This is a genomic window from Photobacterium sp. GB-210 (assembly GCF_003026075.1).
Classification (GTDB): Bacteria; Pseudomonadota; Gammaproteobacteria; order Enterobacterales; family Vibrionaceae; genus Photobacterium.
The window spans coordinates 56,950-73,496 of sequence record NZ_PYNU01000015.1 but is presented as its reverse complement, the minus strand read 5'-3'; the positions used below and the strand labels follow the sequence as shown (position 1 = coordinate 73,496).

Below are 16,547 nucleotides of genomic sequence, written 5' to 3'. Positions count from 1 at the left end.
GCTTATATTCAACATCTAACGTTAAACTTTAAATTGACGAATTATATAATGTAGCTGTGATGATAAATCAGATAATTCTTGGGTGGATTTAACGGTTTCATTAACGCTTTGAGCACTTTGCTGAGAAATCATATTCACCGTTTCCATGTTTCTATTTATTTCTTCAGTCGTTGTACTTTGCTCTTCTGAAGCATTAGCACTTTGTGTATTCATATCGTTGATCTTGGCAATAGATTCGCTGATCACGCCAAACGCATCTCGGGATTTCGTCGCATTCACAACACTTTCTTTCACAAAGTTATTGCTCTTATCCATGCTGACAACTAGTTCGTTAGTGCCTAGCTGCACTTTTTCAATTAATACTTGAATTTCTGTCGTTGAATCTTGCGTGCGTTTTGCTAACTCTCTGACTTCATCAGCCACAACAGCAAAACCTCGCCCTTGATCGCCAGCTCGTGCCGCTTCAATTGCAGCATTTAAAGCCAGCAAATTCGTTTGATCTGCGATGCCGCGAATAACATCTAAAATTCCACCTATATTTTCAGTCTCTTGCACCAATTGATTTAACCGTACTGAGGTGAGGTTTATTTCTTCATCAAGTTGATGGATACCTTCTATTGTATCTTTAACAATGATAATCCCTGATTGCGCTTCCCTATTTGCTTCATTAGCGAATTGAGCGGCTGAAAAGGCATTCTGTGCAACTTCTTGAACTGACATAGACATTTGATTCATCGCCACTGCCACTTCATCTGTCATATGTTGTTGTTCTTTCACACCTTGGCTTGATTGCGTCGTTATCGTGGTTAAATTATCTGATGCATTTCCAAGTTGATCACTCGCATTACTCATTTTTAAAATGATTTGTTTTAAGCTATCTGCTGTTGTTTGCAATGCAGTGAGTAATACACCTACTTCATTATTACCATTTGGCTTGATTTGAATCGTTAAATTACCGTTAGCGAGCTCTTTTGCGGCAACAACCGCTCGTCCTATTGGTCCAGTGATGGTTTTCGAAATAATAATGCCAATAATCAAGGCAAGAATCGCTGTAATGATTCCCCCCCAAGTAATCACTTTGGTTGCTAAATCCGCAGCATTTTCTGCCGATATTTTACGTTGCTGCATTAAGTCTTTTTCAACTACGATGATATCATTCACTTTAGTACGCAGTTCGTCCATGTAGATCTTGCCTTGCTTCGTTGAAAGCTCTTGGTATAAATCTTCCATCACTTTGTAATCAAGCCCATTTTTTATCAGCTTAATTGCAACCTCAGCATAATTATTAATCCAAGCATTGACGTTTCTATCTTCAAACTTGTTGAATTTAAATATATTTTCTAACTCTTTCTTACCGATGTAATACGGCTCAAGGTAAGCTTCATCTTTATTAATGATATAACCACGTAATCCTGTTTCCATATTAATTAACGCTTGGAGTACATCAGTGCTTTTATAGCCAAACTTTCTATCTTTTACTTCAACTCGAATCTGATCCATAAGCTTCTTCCCCATTCCAGAAGCTAATAGTTCATCGATTTCAATGGCTGCATTCTCACCACTTTTAATATCTTTTCGAAGCTTAATGATATTTTCTGCATACTTTTGCCAGTTCATCGCATCACTCTCGACTTTATCAAACCGTCGTTGTTGTGTTGGATTATCACTGGTCAATTGTTTAACAATATTAAGATCTTTTTTGAACCTATCTTTACCACTCACATAAGGTTCTAAATATTCAGTTTGTCCACCAATAGCAAAACCGCGCAGTCCTGTTTCTTGATCAATCATCGCACTAACAAGCCCATTCGCATGATCGATAACTTTATATGTGTGTTCTACTTTTTTGGATGTTTGCTCCATTGTATTAATTGCATTCCATACAATGGTAAATAAAACGCCAAGTAAAAAAATAACGAAGCCATTACTTATTAGTAGCTTATTTCTTATTGAAATATTGGAGATATTCATAATGTATTAGCCTTTTATTATTGAGTAATAACGGCAGATATGACGGCGATCACTTCAGTTAACCCAAAATGTCCATAGCTTGTAGCCTTATATAGAATAAGCAATTAATTGCACTTAAATTTATAAACTACAGTAATTTGTTTTAAAACTGAGAATATCAAACGTATTGATAAAATTATCTTTAAAGCCGTAGCATATTTAGCTAACAAAAATGCCTTATACACTATAATTTTCACTTTAAAGACAGTTATCCGAATTATGTGAGGTGTTACTGTGTATAACTATCTAAACACTGAGGGATATAAAACACGTCATTATTTATATTTACTCACCACTATCATGAGCTTTTTGTTTCTATCGCATTTTACTTACGCAGGAACGACCAAAAATATTGGTACCAACATTCCTCTTGATGATCAGTACGGATTAGCACTTGAACCTGCTCCAACTATCACTTATCGCTTTTTACCACCAGCAGCTGGACAGCAACAAATTGAACAATTTATAGAACAATCTCCTGTACTCGACACCATCAAACAACTTAGCCAACGTCGTTTTATTTTCTCACCCAGTTTACAGGTTGTGTTCGGTTCTAAAGATGGCCCACTGTTCGATCCTGAGAAAAATTCGATCCACATTCCCTATCAATTTGTCATTGAAGTCCGTAAACGTTTTAAAAATAAAGGCTTAATCAACAATCAACGAGAGTTAAATCAAGCAACAGAAGATGCATTATTACATACCCTACTACATGAAATTGGTCATGCTTATATTCTTGATAGAGCAATACCCATTTTAGGCAAAGAGGAAGATTCCATTGATAACTTTGCGACTATCCTATTACTTAACGATATCGCAAGAGGAGATGAAATAGCGATGAACTCCGCCGATTTATTTGCGTTAGAAGATCTGGATATAGACAGTTTTGATGACGCGGATTTTGTCAGCGAGCACAGTTTAGACTTGCAGCGTTACTATAATATTTTATGTTTAGTGTATGGTAGTAACCCTAACCGTTATCAACGTATATTCGATGAGTTACCCGTCTCTGAACGCCAACAGCAAAAAGAGCGTTGTCCTGAATATTTTTCTGTCATTAATCAAGGCTGGTTGCATTATCTTGCCGAATAACGATAAGCAAGCTGATATGAATGATATATTCATTGCAAATCAATATTTAAAGCTATAAATAACCCAAATATGACAAAGCAAAAAACAATCACTTTACTATAGGGCTATAATCTTTAATATCAATAACATGATAACGATTTACATTGTGTTGTTACACTTTTACGGATGAGTTTGTATTCTATGTCGAATGGCAGTCAAAAAGATAATAAAGCAGAAACAAACTCAGATATAAGTAAGAATGATCATACTAATGCGGTTTCGCAGCCTAAGCGATTCCGTCGCTTTCTATTTTGGACGATTTTACTTTTCACAACGCTTCCGCCTGTCGTACTTTCTATCTGGCTGAACAGTAAAGGGATCCACCTTAACAGCGTTTCAGGGTTACATTTCAAACATGGTCTTTCTGCCAAGAAAATCTCTGTCAGTATTAATGATACAAAATTAGAGTTTAACAATTTATCTCTTCAACGACGTCTCGATAAAACCAGTGGAGAAGTGTCGTATCATATAGTGGCAACAAAAACGAAACTGGTACTTCCTCCTGCAGCAAAATCAATGCTTAAAGAGAACAATGTACAACTTAACTACATTCACTTTTGGGATGCTGATTTTAAGTTTACGCATTTTAAGACACCTTTTCGTTTTTCAGCCCATGCGCGAAAAGTAACAGCATCAGCGCTGCATACTAACAGTGTAAGTGGGTGGCCTAACGCTATCCAGATACTAGAAGATGTTAACGTAGATTTTAATAGTGATCCTGATATTGCATTATCTGGCACAGTAAAGCACGGTGTGATAACCCTGTTTTTCCCTGACTATAATCCCTCTCCTCATTATCGTTTACCTTTTAACGATGGTGATTTTTCTATTGCTTGGAAGAAGGATTCAACTCCACTCAAAATTAATATTGGCTCTTTGGTTCCAGAGTGGGAAACCTTATATTCAATTTTAGAAAAGCAAATCATCACGAAAATGGCTTTCGCGATTGATTTCCATGATCCAATAGACTCTATGGTGTTAACCACTGATAAATTTCATATTGAAGAACCTAAATATTTGCCGCAATTTGTTGAGCGTGCCGATATTAATAATAAGGGCTACCACTTAGGACAAACCATTGCCAACCTTGCGCAATTGCCGATGCACAAATTTAAAGTGAAATCTTTTACTTACGGTGATTTAATTTTAGATGCGAAGGTGGTTTTAGAAACACCACTCGCAAATACAGAAGGTAAGACTGAACAAAAAAAGCATAAAAAGAAAACAGCTAAAAAACTGGCGACACAGAAACAAATTGATAGAAAAAAGGCAATAGATCAAGCGAAACAACAAGCAAAAGATCTTAACGTCACAGAAGAAGCGCGAACAAAAGCGAAATTTATTGTTCGTGGTAAAGCACTTGCGCCTAATCCCTACGATCTTGATGTGACAGTTCGTCACTTAACTAAAATTGATGCATGGGTTAATACCCACCTAACACGCAGTGACGGTAACAACCTTTACTGTGAATCTAAAATCCTCTTTAAACAGCCATTACCTACTTACTTCAATTGTAATGCTAACTTCAAAGACACCAAAGAATTTACAGATCGTCTAGGCCTAACTGAACTGCCTAACGCAAAGATCAATGGCCCACTGCGCTTTTGGGCTAAACAAACATCAGCTCCTATTGATGCGCCTAAGAATAAAAGCATGCTGCTTAACAACAAACTTGCTACCGCTTATTATGATGTAGGATTTGAATTACCTGAATCTTTTGAGATCGCCTTAAACAAGTACGCTCTCCCAGCAGGCTTATTCAAAAAATTTAATGGTGAGCACGCAGAACAACGTAAAAACAAACAACTTGCTGATGTTAAAATGATCAGTGATGGCAAAATCGAATTTAACGTGAATTTCTACGACAAGCTACTACGTGTCAATTTGAAAGATGACAGTAAAAAAATTAGTTTTGTTAATAAAAAAACGCAATCGGCTATCAAACTAAATTTTAAAGATCTCAGCTGTCTTTACCCTAATTTGCAATGTCATATTAATGCAGAGATTGAAGCTAAAGCCGATAAGATTTATCCCATGCCTAATAGTTTGATTAAAAACTTCAATTTTCGCACCAACATGGTAGCAACATGGGCTAACAACCTCTTAGTCGCAAAAATGGCTAAGAATAATATTTCAATGGATAATGTTGATGTTCAAAGTATTCCTGGCTTTCAAAAGAGCCAAAGTAAGAATGTTAACTTCCAGTTAGATTCATTAGTCGGACTCTATACACAAAATAAACAAGGTACTATTGGTACATTTACCATTTACCAACCAGCAGAAACAAAGGCATCACTGAATTCTGAATTTGTAGTAAACCGCCAAGAAGGAGCTCATTCAGATGAAAACAGGCATCCATCATTAAGTCGCTATCGCGCAGATCTAGGGATCAAAGTTAATAATTTTTATCTTAGCCAAGATTTGAAATTAGACGATGACACGTCATTAGAAAACGTGAAGCCTAATACGGATAGTACAAATAAAGATCCGTCATCTAAAGTGTGCAATCCTGTCATGCGAAGTATTCCTACTCCACCGTATAAGCATAGTCACGCATACAGTGTTGAAGCGTTAATTAAAGATAACGTCTACTCAGCGACGGCTCTACCACAATTGAATGTTTGTGCGGGAGCAACACATTTCACTGCGCCATTACGTAACGAAATTGATAATCCAGAAGCTTTTTTAACCGCGTCTATCATCGATACATCAGGTAATATAAACCACAATACAGATAGTGACGTTATTCTTAAGCCACTGATCATTAGGTCTGATTACGGTATTGTATTTAATGTTCAACGTAATCAATTAAAACTGGGTAAAATTTACAGTGATGGCCACGTACAGTTATTAGGCAATGAGTTAACCCTCAACAATCAATTTAAAAACAGCAGAAAGGCTTTATTTGCAGATATTGATTTACACGCTAACTTTGACACTGGGAACTCTCACATAAAATTACAGCGTCACACATTTGATTTTACACCAGAGCAAGATCTCAAAAGCTATTACATTCCTATATTGCCGATTGATTTAAATATTACCCATGGTCAATTAACCACGAGTGCCGATATTCATATAAATAAAGATGCACAAATTACAGGCTCAATTGAACTATCAAGTAAAGGCATTGCAGGTGCGTATGAAAGTTATCGCTTTGGTAACGTTGATAGCAATGTAGAATTAACGCTGATTGATTCTAATGTGAAAACACAATCACCGCTGGAAATCTCAGCCGATTATCTTGATCTGGGTATTCCGATGTCAAACCCTCGTTTTGTTGCTGATTTTGATACCGCAAAACAGTATTACCATATTGCACACGGTTCAACTGAGCTTTACGGGGGAAATGTCACTATTACACCACTCACTATCACTAGCCTGAGTAATATTAAAGAAGTTCCTTTAAAAGTAACGGGGATTGATTTAAAACGTGTAATGGCGATTGCGGATCAAGACAATATAGAGCTAACAGGAAAAGTAGATGGTGTTATTCCTATTGCGCTTGATAATGGCAGTATTGTGATACGTAACGCTTCGCTCGATACCCGTACACCCGGCGGCGTATTACGCTACATTGAAGGCTCAAGCCTTGATAAAAAAATTAAAGAGGCGGGCGCGTCAAGTCCGCTCAATATTGTAAAGGTTTTAGAAAATTACCATTATAATAGTATTGCTCTTACCTTTGATTACGCTAAAAATGGCGACCTTTCATTAATAACAGAAATCAAAGGTCAAAGCCCAGACTTCCAGAACGGACGTCCGATCCACTTAAACATTAATTTAAATGACAATATCCCTAAATTATTGCGCTCAAAAGATTTGATTTATTCATCACATTTAGTCGCTCAAATCAAACAACAACTTGGCATTCAAGAATAAGAAGACAACTACCAGATATGATTACCTATAACAAACATTGCCAAAATCAAGACAATAAGAGTCGCTCTGATGGTCATTTTTCAGCAGTAAAAGCCGCTTTTCTGCTATTAGGCCTTTCGAGTATTATTGTAATCAGTGGCTGTACACCAAAGGTTGAGGTTGCACTTTCAGAAAAGCCGATCGTTATTAACCTTAACATCAATATTAAGCATGAAATCAATGTGAAAGCCGATCGTGAAATTAATGAGCTATTCAATGACAAAGATGTATTTTAAATTCGCTCTAAATGTACTGACTGGGCTAATGCTATTGTCGTCAGTGGCTCATGCATTAACGTTACAACAAGCTAAACAGCACGGACTGATTGGTGAGGCAAATAATGGGTATGTGGCCAGTGTACAACCTACTCCTTCACCGTCTTTACGTGCGTTAATTAATTCCGTGAATAACAAACGCCAACAAGGCTACTTGCATATCAGCAAAAAAAATAATCTATCATTAGATGATGTGACTAGCATGGCACAAGAAAAAGCGGTAAAGAAAACTTTACCGGGACAGTATTTTCAAACTAAAACGGGGGATTGGGTTAAAAAATAAACCCTTACTTATGTTAAGTTTTTCTTAACCCCATACTCAGTCTATTTAACTCTAAACTGTTCAGTATTCAGCGTATAATATTCTTAATTATAATTATATTTTTATCGCTATTACTATGCCCATCATTGATAACCTCAAACGTCTACGACCAATGGACGCGATTTTTATTTGTACTGCATTATTATGTTTACTGCCTATTATCAGTTCGCCAATCGCTTTAATTCTTGGTTTTCTACTTGCCAGTTTTGGTTTAGTCCCTTCACAATTTAATATCGCTGCCCTAACCAAAAAACTTTTATCTTATTCCATTATAGGTTTGGGCTTTGGTATCCATTTAAATGAGGCAATTGAAGCCAGTAAAGCTGGATTAGGCTTAATCATTTGCTCTATTTTCTTTACGCTACTTCTAGGCTGGATTGCTACTCACTTTTTATCACTAGATAAGAAAACCGGTCATTTAATTGCCTCTGGTACTGCAATTTGTGGTGGTAGCGCTATTGCAGCGGTTTCCCCTGCTATTAATGCAAAAGATGAGCAAACATCACTTGCCTTAGCAACGGTATTTGTCTTAAACGCTGTCGCACTGTTTGTATTCCCGGCTATTGGTCATTTATTGGACATGAGCCAGCACGCTTTCGGAACATGGGCAGCGATTGCCATTCACGACACTTCATCTGTTGTCGGTGCAGCTGGTTCTTACGGTGATGAAGCCTTAAAAACAGCAACAACGTTAAAGTTAGCGCGTGCATTATGGATCATCCCTGTCGCTTTTATCAGTGCTTTAATTTTTAAAGGGAACAGCAAGAAAATCGCGGTACCTTACTTTATCGTTTTATATTGTGTTGCTATTTTAATTGCGCACTTTTTACCGCAATTTCAATCTGTTTACGATGTGATATTTACAGCTTCGAAACGTTTGCTGGTGGTGTGTCTATTCTTAATCGGCTCTGGGATCACTGTTAATAAGCTGAGAAATGCGGGTCCAAAACCGATGTTATTAGGTGTGCTACTCTGGCTTGCTATTGGTATATCCTCATTAATATATATCGAAATGTTTATCCCTTAACTTTTCGCTATTGTCTAAACAAAGAGCCAGACTATATGTCTGGCTCTTTGTTTTTATACGCTGGTTAGCAGCCTTGAGTATTACATTTCCATAATTGGACGCCACATCTCTTCTAATTCTGCTTCTGATGGTATAGCACTATGCTCGATTTTTTTTACTACTCGACAGGGATTACCTACAGCAACAGAGTCTGCAGGAATATTTTTCGTTACAATACTACCTGCGCCAATGACACTTCTATCACCAATAGTAACCCCGTCTAATATTATGGCTCCGGCTCCTATCCATACATTATCACCAATAGTGATAGGATTAGCAGCGGCAATAGGTAAGACTCTTTCAGCAATATCTAATGGATGACCTGCTGTACTAATAACCACATTCGGTCCAATTTGAACGAACTCTCCAAGCATCACTGGAGCAATATCTAAAATTTTAACGCCTGCATTAAGAAAACCACCACGTTTGAAATGTATATTCTTTCCCATATCACAATAAAATGGCGGAAGAATAGTAACGCCATTTACCGAACCCAATAACTCAGACAGGATGCGATGATATTTTTCGTCTTCTGATGGTCGAGCATGGTTAAAGTCATACAGCTTTTCTTTAACACTTTGCTGAAATTGGACAAGTTCTGGGTTGATGGGTAAATGTACGGAGAAATCTGATAGTTTGCTGCTCATCCTTGCCTCTAATACCAATAGACATTTCAATATAATAAATAAAGTATCTGATGGCGCGGCTATTTTATATAACAAGAAACACGGATAAATAAAAAAGCGGCTATCATTTTGCCGCTTCGTGATAGAGATCTTAATTAAAAAGGATAAATACAATTTTGTTTATTCAGGTGAATATAGCAACAAGTCAAAACGGCCGTTACCATGAAGAATATCAAGATCAGGCTCATCCGCAATTAAATCACGAATAGATGGGCTTGCAATAATCGCACGCTCTAGATCTTCAATCGCTTGCTCTTCAATCCCTAATCGAGAATAAGCACAAGCACGCTGATAAAGTGCTGGACCATTGGTGTCATCCACCTCCAACACTCGATTACATAAGCTCAGCGCCCAATGGTATTCCTTAATTTCCATTGCCGCATCTGCTTTATAGGTTAACGCTTCAAGATCACCGGGGCGAATAAGTAAAATTTCGTCATACACGCCAATACGTTGTTCTGGTGTTTGAGAACTTTGCGCACGTAACCAAAGGTTATGAATTTCGTTAATTTTCTCAATTTCTTTATTATTTTCACTAATAATGCGTGTTTTACGTTTTAAATCTCGTTCAAGCGCCAAGAACTTCTTCTCATATTCTTGGGCAATCTTCTCTAATCGTTTATCCGCCATTTCAGTGGTGTTACTTTTAAACTCTCGAAGAGACTGCCAGCCAACAAAAGCGATAAGAGATGCGACACCTGCAATAATGTAGAAAAAGTAAGTGACGGTGACATTCGCATAATTTAATGACTTATCGGCAACTGATAATTCGCGATCGGTAATTTCTATCACCATTCGACGTTCAAGATCTTGCTGTGATTCACGTAAATCTTTCAATTCATCAAGAATATAACGTTCCATGAACGGCTTTTCTAACATGTCCGTTTCTGAGTATTTTTTTTCACTTGCCTGTACAGAAAAACAGAGAAGTAGAGAAACTAATAGCCCTATAAGCAAGCGCATAAGTATTCCTTTTACATAGGTAAACAGTACAACTTCTGAAACCATAGCAAATAGAGGGACTAAATAGCAAAAAGTGAAGGTAAACTGCTGAAAAATAGGTATATAAGCAGTTTAATATAATAATATTGAATAATTAATCATCACTTTCTAGTTTTGTAATGATTGAAATAAGACCGTTTACTCTTCTAAAATGTAAATCCCCTATTAAAAAACTAAATAGAGGTTATCAATAAATCAACATTACGAACTCACAGTATTATGGTTCAATTTCAACCCGATCAGATCTAGATACAGTTTGAATTGCGTGATGTTTACTCTCATCAACTTTAAGCCATACCACTGTAATAAGAATAACAAAGGCGATTAAATCGCAAATTGCACTGATTAATCCTGATGTCATTAGCGAAGCAACTATTAGCCCAATCGCAATCAATGCCGCTGTAATTCTAAGCTTTTTATCATTATTTTTATCTAACCATTTTTTCATACTTCACTCCTATCTGCTGATTAATAGTAATAGAGTGATGAAGGTTGAAAAATATCGATTGAGTATTTGATAGAGTAAAATAGTCTATCAAATACTCGTTATTAAATGTGAGTATTAAAAAGCGAACATACTATTTGGCTCTTACGATACAGATAGACTGTCAACTCGGTTAGCGATTATTGCTTATAGCAACGCTTTAATTCACTAAAGCGATAGAAATAGCTCCCAGCCTCAATAGGGTGACATGATGATTTAAAGCCAATTTCTTTCTCGTTATAAAGCATTTTCACAAGCAAATCATCAGCTTCACCACGATACACATCCCACTGAATATTACTGCTATAAGGTGCTACCCATTTACCGTGCCAATCATTGTTGTCGTAGCTAAAGGTCGTTTGAGGATCAACACCCTCTTCACTACCTTTCAATTGCATATTGGCAGCAAAAGGCATAATAGTTTCAGCATGGGCAAAACGTACCTTTAGTGCCGCCTGCTCATTACCTTGTTTAATTTTTTCGATTTCATTGAAAAAGTCATCAACCAATACCGATGCCATCTTGTAAGTAATATCAGTATTGTTAAAGCTTGGGCCTTTTTCATAAAAATCTTCACCATCTAATACATAGCTTAACCATTGAGTTTCTTCTGGAGTAAAGAATTGCTCAAAGTGCCAAGGCTCTTCACCTGCTTCTTGTGCCATACCTGGTGCAATTAAGTAGAGGTTAAACAAATGTATTACTGCATCGACATCATTTTCTGCCAATAACTCATCAGGCTCTTCTGTTGAATAAAACTTCAGTTCACCATTTACTAATTGTTGTACAAACTCCGGACTATAGAGACTTTCTAATACTGCTTGTGCTACTTGATGAGATTTCTCGCTATCGAATAAACGATCAATAGCCGCTCTTAATGCAGCGTCGTGATCAACATAGTCATTGTATTCTTTGTTTTCTTTATGGAAATACAACTGCGCTTTGTTAACTTTTGGTTCTAACAGTAAATCGGCGAGATCTTGGTTATTTTCTGTCAAACCTTCAGTAAAAGCATTGGCACTTGCCAGTGCGCGATCTTTACCTGAATATTCCACCACAATATGACGTTGATTTTCTATTGCTTGATCAATCAAAGAATGATTGCGCTGTGCTGCACGCTTACCAATCGCCAACAACTCATCATGACCTAAACCGGATAAATTACCGTAACCTAACGCTTCGTTAGCTGCAGTCATACGTTCGATTTCAGCACCGAGCTTTTCACCTAATGGAGTAAGCGCACCTTGCTTTTGTGCCTCACGCCAAACTTGCATTGAAATATCGTCATATTTAAAACTGGAAAGTGCACGGGAGCCATGACGAGAGACCAACTCAGAATAAACTAACTCATAACCTTGCGGTGCTTGTTGGTAACTACCGAGTTTCTGCTGTGGCGCATAAGTTGTTTTTGTACCAAATTGATACTCAGTAACGGGATCGGGTTTATCATCTGAATGACAAGCTGTGATCCCGATAACGCCCAGAGCACAACACAAAGCAAGATAACGCATATAAAACCTTAATATTCGTGTAAAAACGCGAGATTAAGCGAGTTATGTGACAACTTATCTTCATTTAGGTCAGGCTTTTGTCAACTTAAAACTATTCGCCGCGACAGAGGTTTAACATTTCGCAATCGGTAATTCATCAAGTCGTGTAGTCCAACGGTTAGAACGATGTGCTTGCTTCATGTGCCAGTTGGAAGTTGCAATAACAGAGGCGGGTTTAATTCCATTCTTAAACTTCGCATTCATCATATCGGTGATTGCCATTAAATCTCGACGTTTAGTTTCATCATAGGCACTGGTATCAAACATATCTAATTGAAAGCTATTGTTTTCAGCTGGTGTCAGTTCATCTAATATCACACCAACTTTTTGATACTCATAGCCTTCTTTATAGAGCTGTTTTAGCTGCTGTATTGCGGATTCAATAAACTTATAGTTATCTTGGCTTGGGCACATAAGTGCCACTGCACTACTACGGTTTCGCTGTGGTAGTTGCTTATAGCGATTAGTACGTAAGAACACTCCAACAATATTGGCTTGGCTTCCTTGTTTTCGCAGTTTTTCTCCCGCTCGTTGGCAATGAAAAGCCAAAGCAGATTTTAACTCTTCAAACTCAGTAATGCCTTGTCCAAAACTTCGACTCGATAAAATTTGTTTTCGGGTTTCATCAATATCCCCAGGCGCAATACACGCGACGCCTTGCAATTCCATTATTGTTCGTGCAAGAACGACATTCCATACTCGCCGCATTTCAGGCGCACTCTTTTGGGATAGTTGAAATGCATTATCAATACCTAATGTACGTAACTTCGTTGCCGTTTTTGCCCCTATCCCCCAAATATTTTGAATATCTGTACGGGCTAATAACCATTCTCTTTTATAATCACTGTCAATTTGAATGACACCATTCACCTGTCGCTCATACACTTTGGCTGCATGATTGCCCAATTTAGCCAAGGTTGCTGTAGCACCAATCCCTACACGAACAGGTAATCCAATATTTTTATAAATAGTGTCTTTAATTTCGCGACCATAATCTTGCAATTGTTCTAACTTAAAACCATCAAGACGAACAAAGGCTTCATCTATTGAATATTGTTCAACACACGGAGAAAATTTAGAGAGCTCTTCAATAAAACGACGACTCATATCAGCATATAAGTTGTAATTTGAACTACGTACCTGAACGCCTTTCATACGGACATCTCGTTCAACTTTAAACCATGGCACACCACGTTGAATGCCCAGTGCTTTCGCTTGATCAGAAAGAGCGACACAACAACCATCGTTATTTGAAAGTACCACTAAGGGCTTATTCACTAACGTTGGATCAAACAACTGTTCACAAGAACAATAGAAACTCTTGGCGTCTACCAATGCCCACACTTGATCGTGTTTACCTGTAATAATTTCAGATATTGTCATTTCAAATACAGCATTAAAGTAAATTGTGAATATTACGGGTCACGACACCAAAAATTTCAGCATCTTGGGGTAGAGGAAATGATTTCATGGCTGGATTTTCTGCTTTTAACCACCAAGCATCATTTAAACGAATTAAACGTTTACAGGTAAATTCATCATATATGCGTGCAATAACTATTCGCCCAGGGATCACCTTTTCAGCCCGATCAACCACCAGCAAATCACCATCAAAAATTCCAGCGCCAATCATGGACTCACCGGATGCACGCAAAAAGAAAGTCGCATTAGGATGGCGGATCAAATACTCATCAAGATCTAAACTCTCTTGATGTCCATCAGCGGGAGATGGAAAACCACACATCACTGATTCAATAAAATACGGATATGCTGTCATTAAACAGACCAAAAATACTACTGTACATTTATACAGTTTAATACGATTGGTACTGTAAGGTCACTTTTTTTATTGTTTTTTCTCTTACTGCAAAAATCCATTATTCATAAAACATATTAAAAACTAGTAAATCAGTATTTTAATCGAATGAAAAATCATCAAACAGCGTTTTTTATACTATTTTAATGCGGAGAATATACCTTTATTGGATACAATGAATTAAATAAAATCCGATACTGAATATTGACGCCTATTTCTAGGCTTTCGTCGATATAGTATCTACTCTCAAAGATTATGGAGACACATATGACGTTGCTGACTCGTAAGGCAGTTACTCTTTTAGGCCTATTAGCTTTATCTGGTTGTGCATCTTCTGACAGCCCATGCGATTCAGGTTACCTTATGCCATCAAAAATTGATGGTGCTAATTTTCAGTGTGAAAAACCAACTCATACAGTCGTTCCTGAAACAACAGTAACGCCACCGCCAGTGATTGATAGCGATTATATCAACAACAATAATGCGCACCTTGAAGATGAGACATCAATGACTAACGACCAAGCATTTGGTGATATTTCTCCTTCTCGTTACACAGTACAAATCTTAGCACTAAGTGAAGAGCGTAATTTACGTGGTTACCTACAGCCAATTACAGGTAATGAGCCAATCTGGGTTAACTGGAAACATGTCGACGGCCGTAACTGGTACGCTGTCATTTATGGTAACTTTGCAACAAAAGATGAAGCTCGCCAAGCTATTCACAGTCTACCTGCATCTGTTCAAGCACAAGGACCATTCCCATTAAGCTTTGCCAAGGTGAAAGCTGACAAAGAAGGTCAGGTATACCAACTACGTTAATCAACCTTTGATTACGCAATAAAAAACCAGCACTTAGGCTGGTTTTTTATCGTCTATATTTTTTAACAGAAATAAAAAACCAGAGTCATACTCTGGCTTTTTTGCAGTGATTAAATAGAGAGCTTATTCGCCATCTTTACTCACGTCTGTATTGCGCTTTTTCTTCGGCATAAATACGTCGTTACCCACCGCTTGGTTTTCGTAAAAACGTTTATCCACTTTCTTCTTAGCACGTGGAGCTTGCTGCTTCTGAGCAACCACTTTATCGCCTGTTGGTTTCTTCTTAATAAACTTCTTCTTAGGCGCAGGTTTCAACCCTTTAAACTTACCTTCTAACCCTTCGATAGTGGTAAATTCAATCTTCTGCTTTAAGAATGCTTCAACGTTTTTAAAGCTCTTCCAGTCTTTAGGGCCAACCAGTGATACAGCATCACCTTTGTTACCCGCACGACCTGTACGACCTACACGGTGTACATATTCTTCCGCGTGTTTAGGCATATCGAAGTTAATGACCAGTGATACGTTATCAATATCTAAACCACGAGAAGCAATATCCGTTGTAACAAGGATCTTATGACATGTGCGCTCAAATTGGCTCATGATGCTATTACGTTGGTTCTGGTTTAAGCTGCCACTTAATGCAACGGCTTTTAGCTTGCGCTCGTTTAGTTCAGCGGTTAAACGATCAGTATCAGCACGGGTTGCAGTAAAGATGATAACTTGTTTGTAATCTTGGGTTTCTAAGATTTTATCCAGTAACGCTTGTTTATGATCTAAGTGATCACAAAGAATAAAGCGTTGTGTAATATCTTTATGCTCTTCTGCTGAGTGGCCAATCGAAATACGCTTGGGGTTATCAAGCATTTCAGATGCAATTTCTACGACATCTGAATGGTCTAACGTTGCAGAGAACATTAAGGTTTGACGACGACGGTGGTTAGCCGCTTCGTTAATACGACGAAGTTGTGCTTCAAAACCTAAATCAAGCATACGGTCTGCTTCATCAAGGATTAGCATTTCTAAACCGTCAAGGTGCGTACTACGGTGCTCTAGGTGATCAGCTAAACGACCCGGTGTTGCAACAACAAACATAGGGTCATTACGAAGTGCTTTAACTTGATCATTAAAGTTTTCACCACCAACAATCAAGGTACCGTCATAAGGTGTACCTGCATTTAATGTACGTAATTGCGCAAAAACCTGTTTAGCCAATTCACGCGTTGGTGTCAGGATCAATACTCGAGGATCACGGCGTGTAAACGGCTTACTACGATACATACGTTGCATTGCAGGAAGCAAAAACGCCAATGTTTTACCGGAACCCGTTTTCGATGAGGCTAAGATATCTTTGCCTGCGATAGCAACAGGAATAGCTGTTTGCTGAATTTCGGTTGCTCGATCAAACGCCAAATGATTGATTTTTTTCAGTAGGCGTGGGTCTAATCCAAGATCTTTAAAATGCAAA

Annotated in this window: 14 protein-coding genes; 6 read left to right on the top strand and 8 right to left on the bottom strand. The window is 37.8% G+C overall.

What is annotated here, in order from left to right; genetic code table 11:
- Positions 1-21 precede the first annotated feature (21 nt).
- Entirely contained in the window at positions 22-1,971 is a 1,950-nt protein-coding gene (locus tag C9J38_RS15635; RefSeq protein WP_107207911.1) for a CHASE3 domain-containing protein, read from the bottom strand.
- Positions 1,972-2,244: 273 nt separating this feature from the next.
- On the opposite strand from C9J38_RS15635, the gene C9J38_RS15630 reads away from it, so the two are divergent.
- From C9J38_RS15630 to C9J38_RS15610, 5 genes are all read left to right on the top strand, one after another.
- Positions 2,245-3,102 carry a DUF4344 domain-containing metallopeptidase gene (locus tag C9J38_RS15630; protein ID WP_107207910.1) on the top strand — a complete coding sequence of 286 codons (858 nt, stop codon included), beginning with the start codon at positions 2,245-2,247 and terminating at the stop codon, positions 3,100-3,102.
- A 180-nt stretch (positions 3,103-3,282) separates the two neighbouring features.
- Positions 3,283-7,023, top strand: coding sequence for a YdbH domain-containing protein (locus C9J38_RS15625; RefSeq protein WP_107207908.1), 3,741 nt, complete (start codon positions 3,283-3,285; stop codon positions 7,021-7,023).
- A gap of 17 nt (positions 7,024-7,040) precedes the next feature.
- Positions 7,041-7,298: a YnbE family lipoprotein gene (locus tag C9J38_RS22060; protein WP_233217752.1), complete on the top strand. Its 258-nt coding sequence runs from the start codon at positions 7,041-7,043 to the stop codon at positions 7,296-7,298.
- Entirely contained in the window at positions 7,279-7,620 is a 342-nt protein-coding gene (locus tag C9J38_RS15615; protein ID WP_107207906.1) for a YdbL family protein, read from the top strand. The genes C9J38_RS22060 and C9J38_RS15615 overlap by 20 nt, the downstream gene beginning before the upstream one ends.
- Before the next feature lie 115 nt (positions 7,621-7,735).
- Positions 7,736-8,686: a YeiH family protein gene (locus tag C9J38_RS15610; RefSeq protein WP_107207904.1), complete on the top strand. Its 951-nt coding sequence runs from the start codon at positions 7,736-7,738 to the stop codon at positions 8,684-8,686.
- An 80-nt stretch (positions 8,687-8,766) separates the two neighbouring features.
- Here C9J38_RS15610 and C9J38_RS15605 read toward each other — a convergent pair whose 3' ends face one another.
- From C9J38_RS15605 to C9J38_RS15580, 6 genes are all read right to left on the bottom strand, one after another.
- Positions 8,767-9,372: a sugar O-acetyltransferase gene (locus C9J38_RS15605; RefSeq protein WP_107207903.1), complete on the bottom strand. Its 606-nt coding sequence runs from the start codon at positions 9,370-9,372 to the stop codon at positions 8,767-8,769.
- Between the two features lie 159 nt (positions 9,373-9,531).
- Positions 9,532-10,374, bottom strand: coding sequence for a tetratricopeptide repeat protein (locus C9J38_RS15600; protein ID WP_107207902.1), 843 nt, complete (start codon positions 10,372-10,374; stop codon positions 9,532-9,534).
- Between the two features lie 256 nt (positions 10,375-10,630).
- Positions 10,631-10,861 (bottom strand): hypothetical protein, encoded by a 231-nt coding sequence (locus C9J38_RS15595; protein WP_107207901.1) that lies wholly within the window; start codon positions 10,859-10,861, stop codon positions 10,631-10,633.
- Between the two features lie 176 nt (positions 10,862-11,037).
- Positions 11,038-12,408 carry a histidine-type phosphatase gene (locus tag C9J38_RS15590; RefSeq protein ID WP_107207899.1) on the bottom strand — a complete coding sequence of 457 codons (1,371 nt, stop codon included), beginning with the start codon at positions 12,406-12,408 and terminating at the stop codon, positions 11,038-11,040.
- 111 nt (positions 12,409-12,519) lie between these two features.
- A complete protein-coding gene (locus C9J38_RS15585) occupies positions 12,520-13,830 on the bottom strand; it encodes a Y-family DNA polymerase (protein WP_107207897.1) in 1,311 nt (436 codons plus the stop codon).
- A gap of 13 nt (positions 13,831-13,843) precedes the next feature.
- Positions 13,844-14,224 (bottom strand): LexA family transcriptional regulator, encoded by a 381-nt coding sequence (locus C9J38_RS15580; protein ID WP_107207896.1) that lies wholly within the window; start codon positions 14,222-14,224, stop codon positions 13,844-13,846.
- A 306-nt stretch (positions 14,225-14,530) separates the two neighbouring features.
- Between C9J38_RS15580 and C9J38_RS15575 the strand changes: the two genes are divergently transcribed.
- A complete protein-coding gene (locus tag C9J38_RS15575) occupies positions 14,531-15,082 on the top strand; it encodes an SPOR domain-containing protein (protein WP_107207894.1) in 552 nt (183 codons plus the stop codon).
- A 123-nt stretch (positions 15,083-15,205) separates the two neighbouring features.
- Here the strand turns inward: C9J38_RS15575 and C9J38_RS15570 are convergent, their stop codons facing one another.
- Positions 15,206-16,546, bottom strand: coding sequence for a DEAD/DEAH box helicase (locus C9J38_RS15570; protein ID WP_105062160.1), 1,341 nt, complete (start codon positions 16,544-16,546; stop codon positions 15,206-15,208).
- Position 16,547 lies beyond the last annotated feature (1 nt).

What these genes read in the sequence shown, in the direction of transcription:
- C9J38_RS15635 (WP_107207911.1), bottom strand. Translation starts at nt 1,971, where the DNA reads ATGAATATCTCCAATATTTCAATAAGAAATAAGCTACTAATAAGTAAT.
- C9J38_RS15625 (WP_107207908.1), top strand. Translation starts at nt 3,283, where the DNA reads ATGTCGAATGGCAGTCAAAAAGATAATAAAGCAGAAACAAACTCAGAT.
- C9J38_RS22060 (WP_233217752.1), top strand. Translation starts at nt 7,041, where the DNA reads ATGATTACCTATAACAAACATTGCCAAAATCAAGACAATAAGAGTCGC.
- C9J38_RS15615 (WP_107207906.1), top strand. Translation starts at nt 7,279, where the DNA reads ATGACAAAGATGTATTTTAAATTCGCTCTAAATGTACTGACTGGGCTA.
- C9J38_RS15610 (WP_107207904.1), top strand. Translation starts at nt 7,736, where the DNA reads ATGCCCATCATTGATAACCTCAAACGTCTACGACCAATGGACGCGATT.
- C9J38_RS15605 (WP_107207903.1), bottom strand. Translation starts at nt 9,372, where the DNA reads ATGAGCAGCAAACTATCAGATTTCTCCGTACATTTACCCATCAACCCA.
- C9J38_RS15600 (WP_107207902.1), bottom strand. Translation starts at nt 10,374, where the DNA reads ATGCGCTTGCTTATAGGGCTATTAGTTTCTCTACTTCTCTGTTTTTCT.
- C9J38_RS15595 (WP_107207901.1), bottom strand. Translation starts at nt 10,861, where the DNA reads ATGAAAAAATGGTTAGATAAAAATAATGATAAAAAGCTTAGAATTACA.
- C9J38_RS15590 (WP_107207899.1), bottom strand. Translation starts at nt 12,408, where the DNA reads ATGCGTTATCTTGCTTTGTGTTGTGCTCTGGGCGTTATCGGGATCACA.
- C9J38_RS15585 (WP_107207897.1), bottom strand. Translation starts at nt 13,830, where the DNA reads ATGACAATATCTGAAATTATTACAGGTAAACACGATCAAGTGTGGGCA.
- C9J38_RS15580 (WP_107207896.1), bottom strand. Translation starts at nt 14,224, where the DNA reads ATGACAGCATATCCGTATTTTATTGAATCAGTGATGTGTGGTTTTCCA.
- C9J38_RS15575 (WP_107207894.1), top strand. Translation starts at nt 14,531, where the DNA reads ATGACGTTGCTGACTCGTAAGGCAGTTACTCTTTTAGGCCTATTAGCT.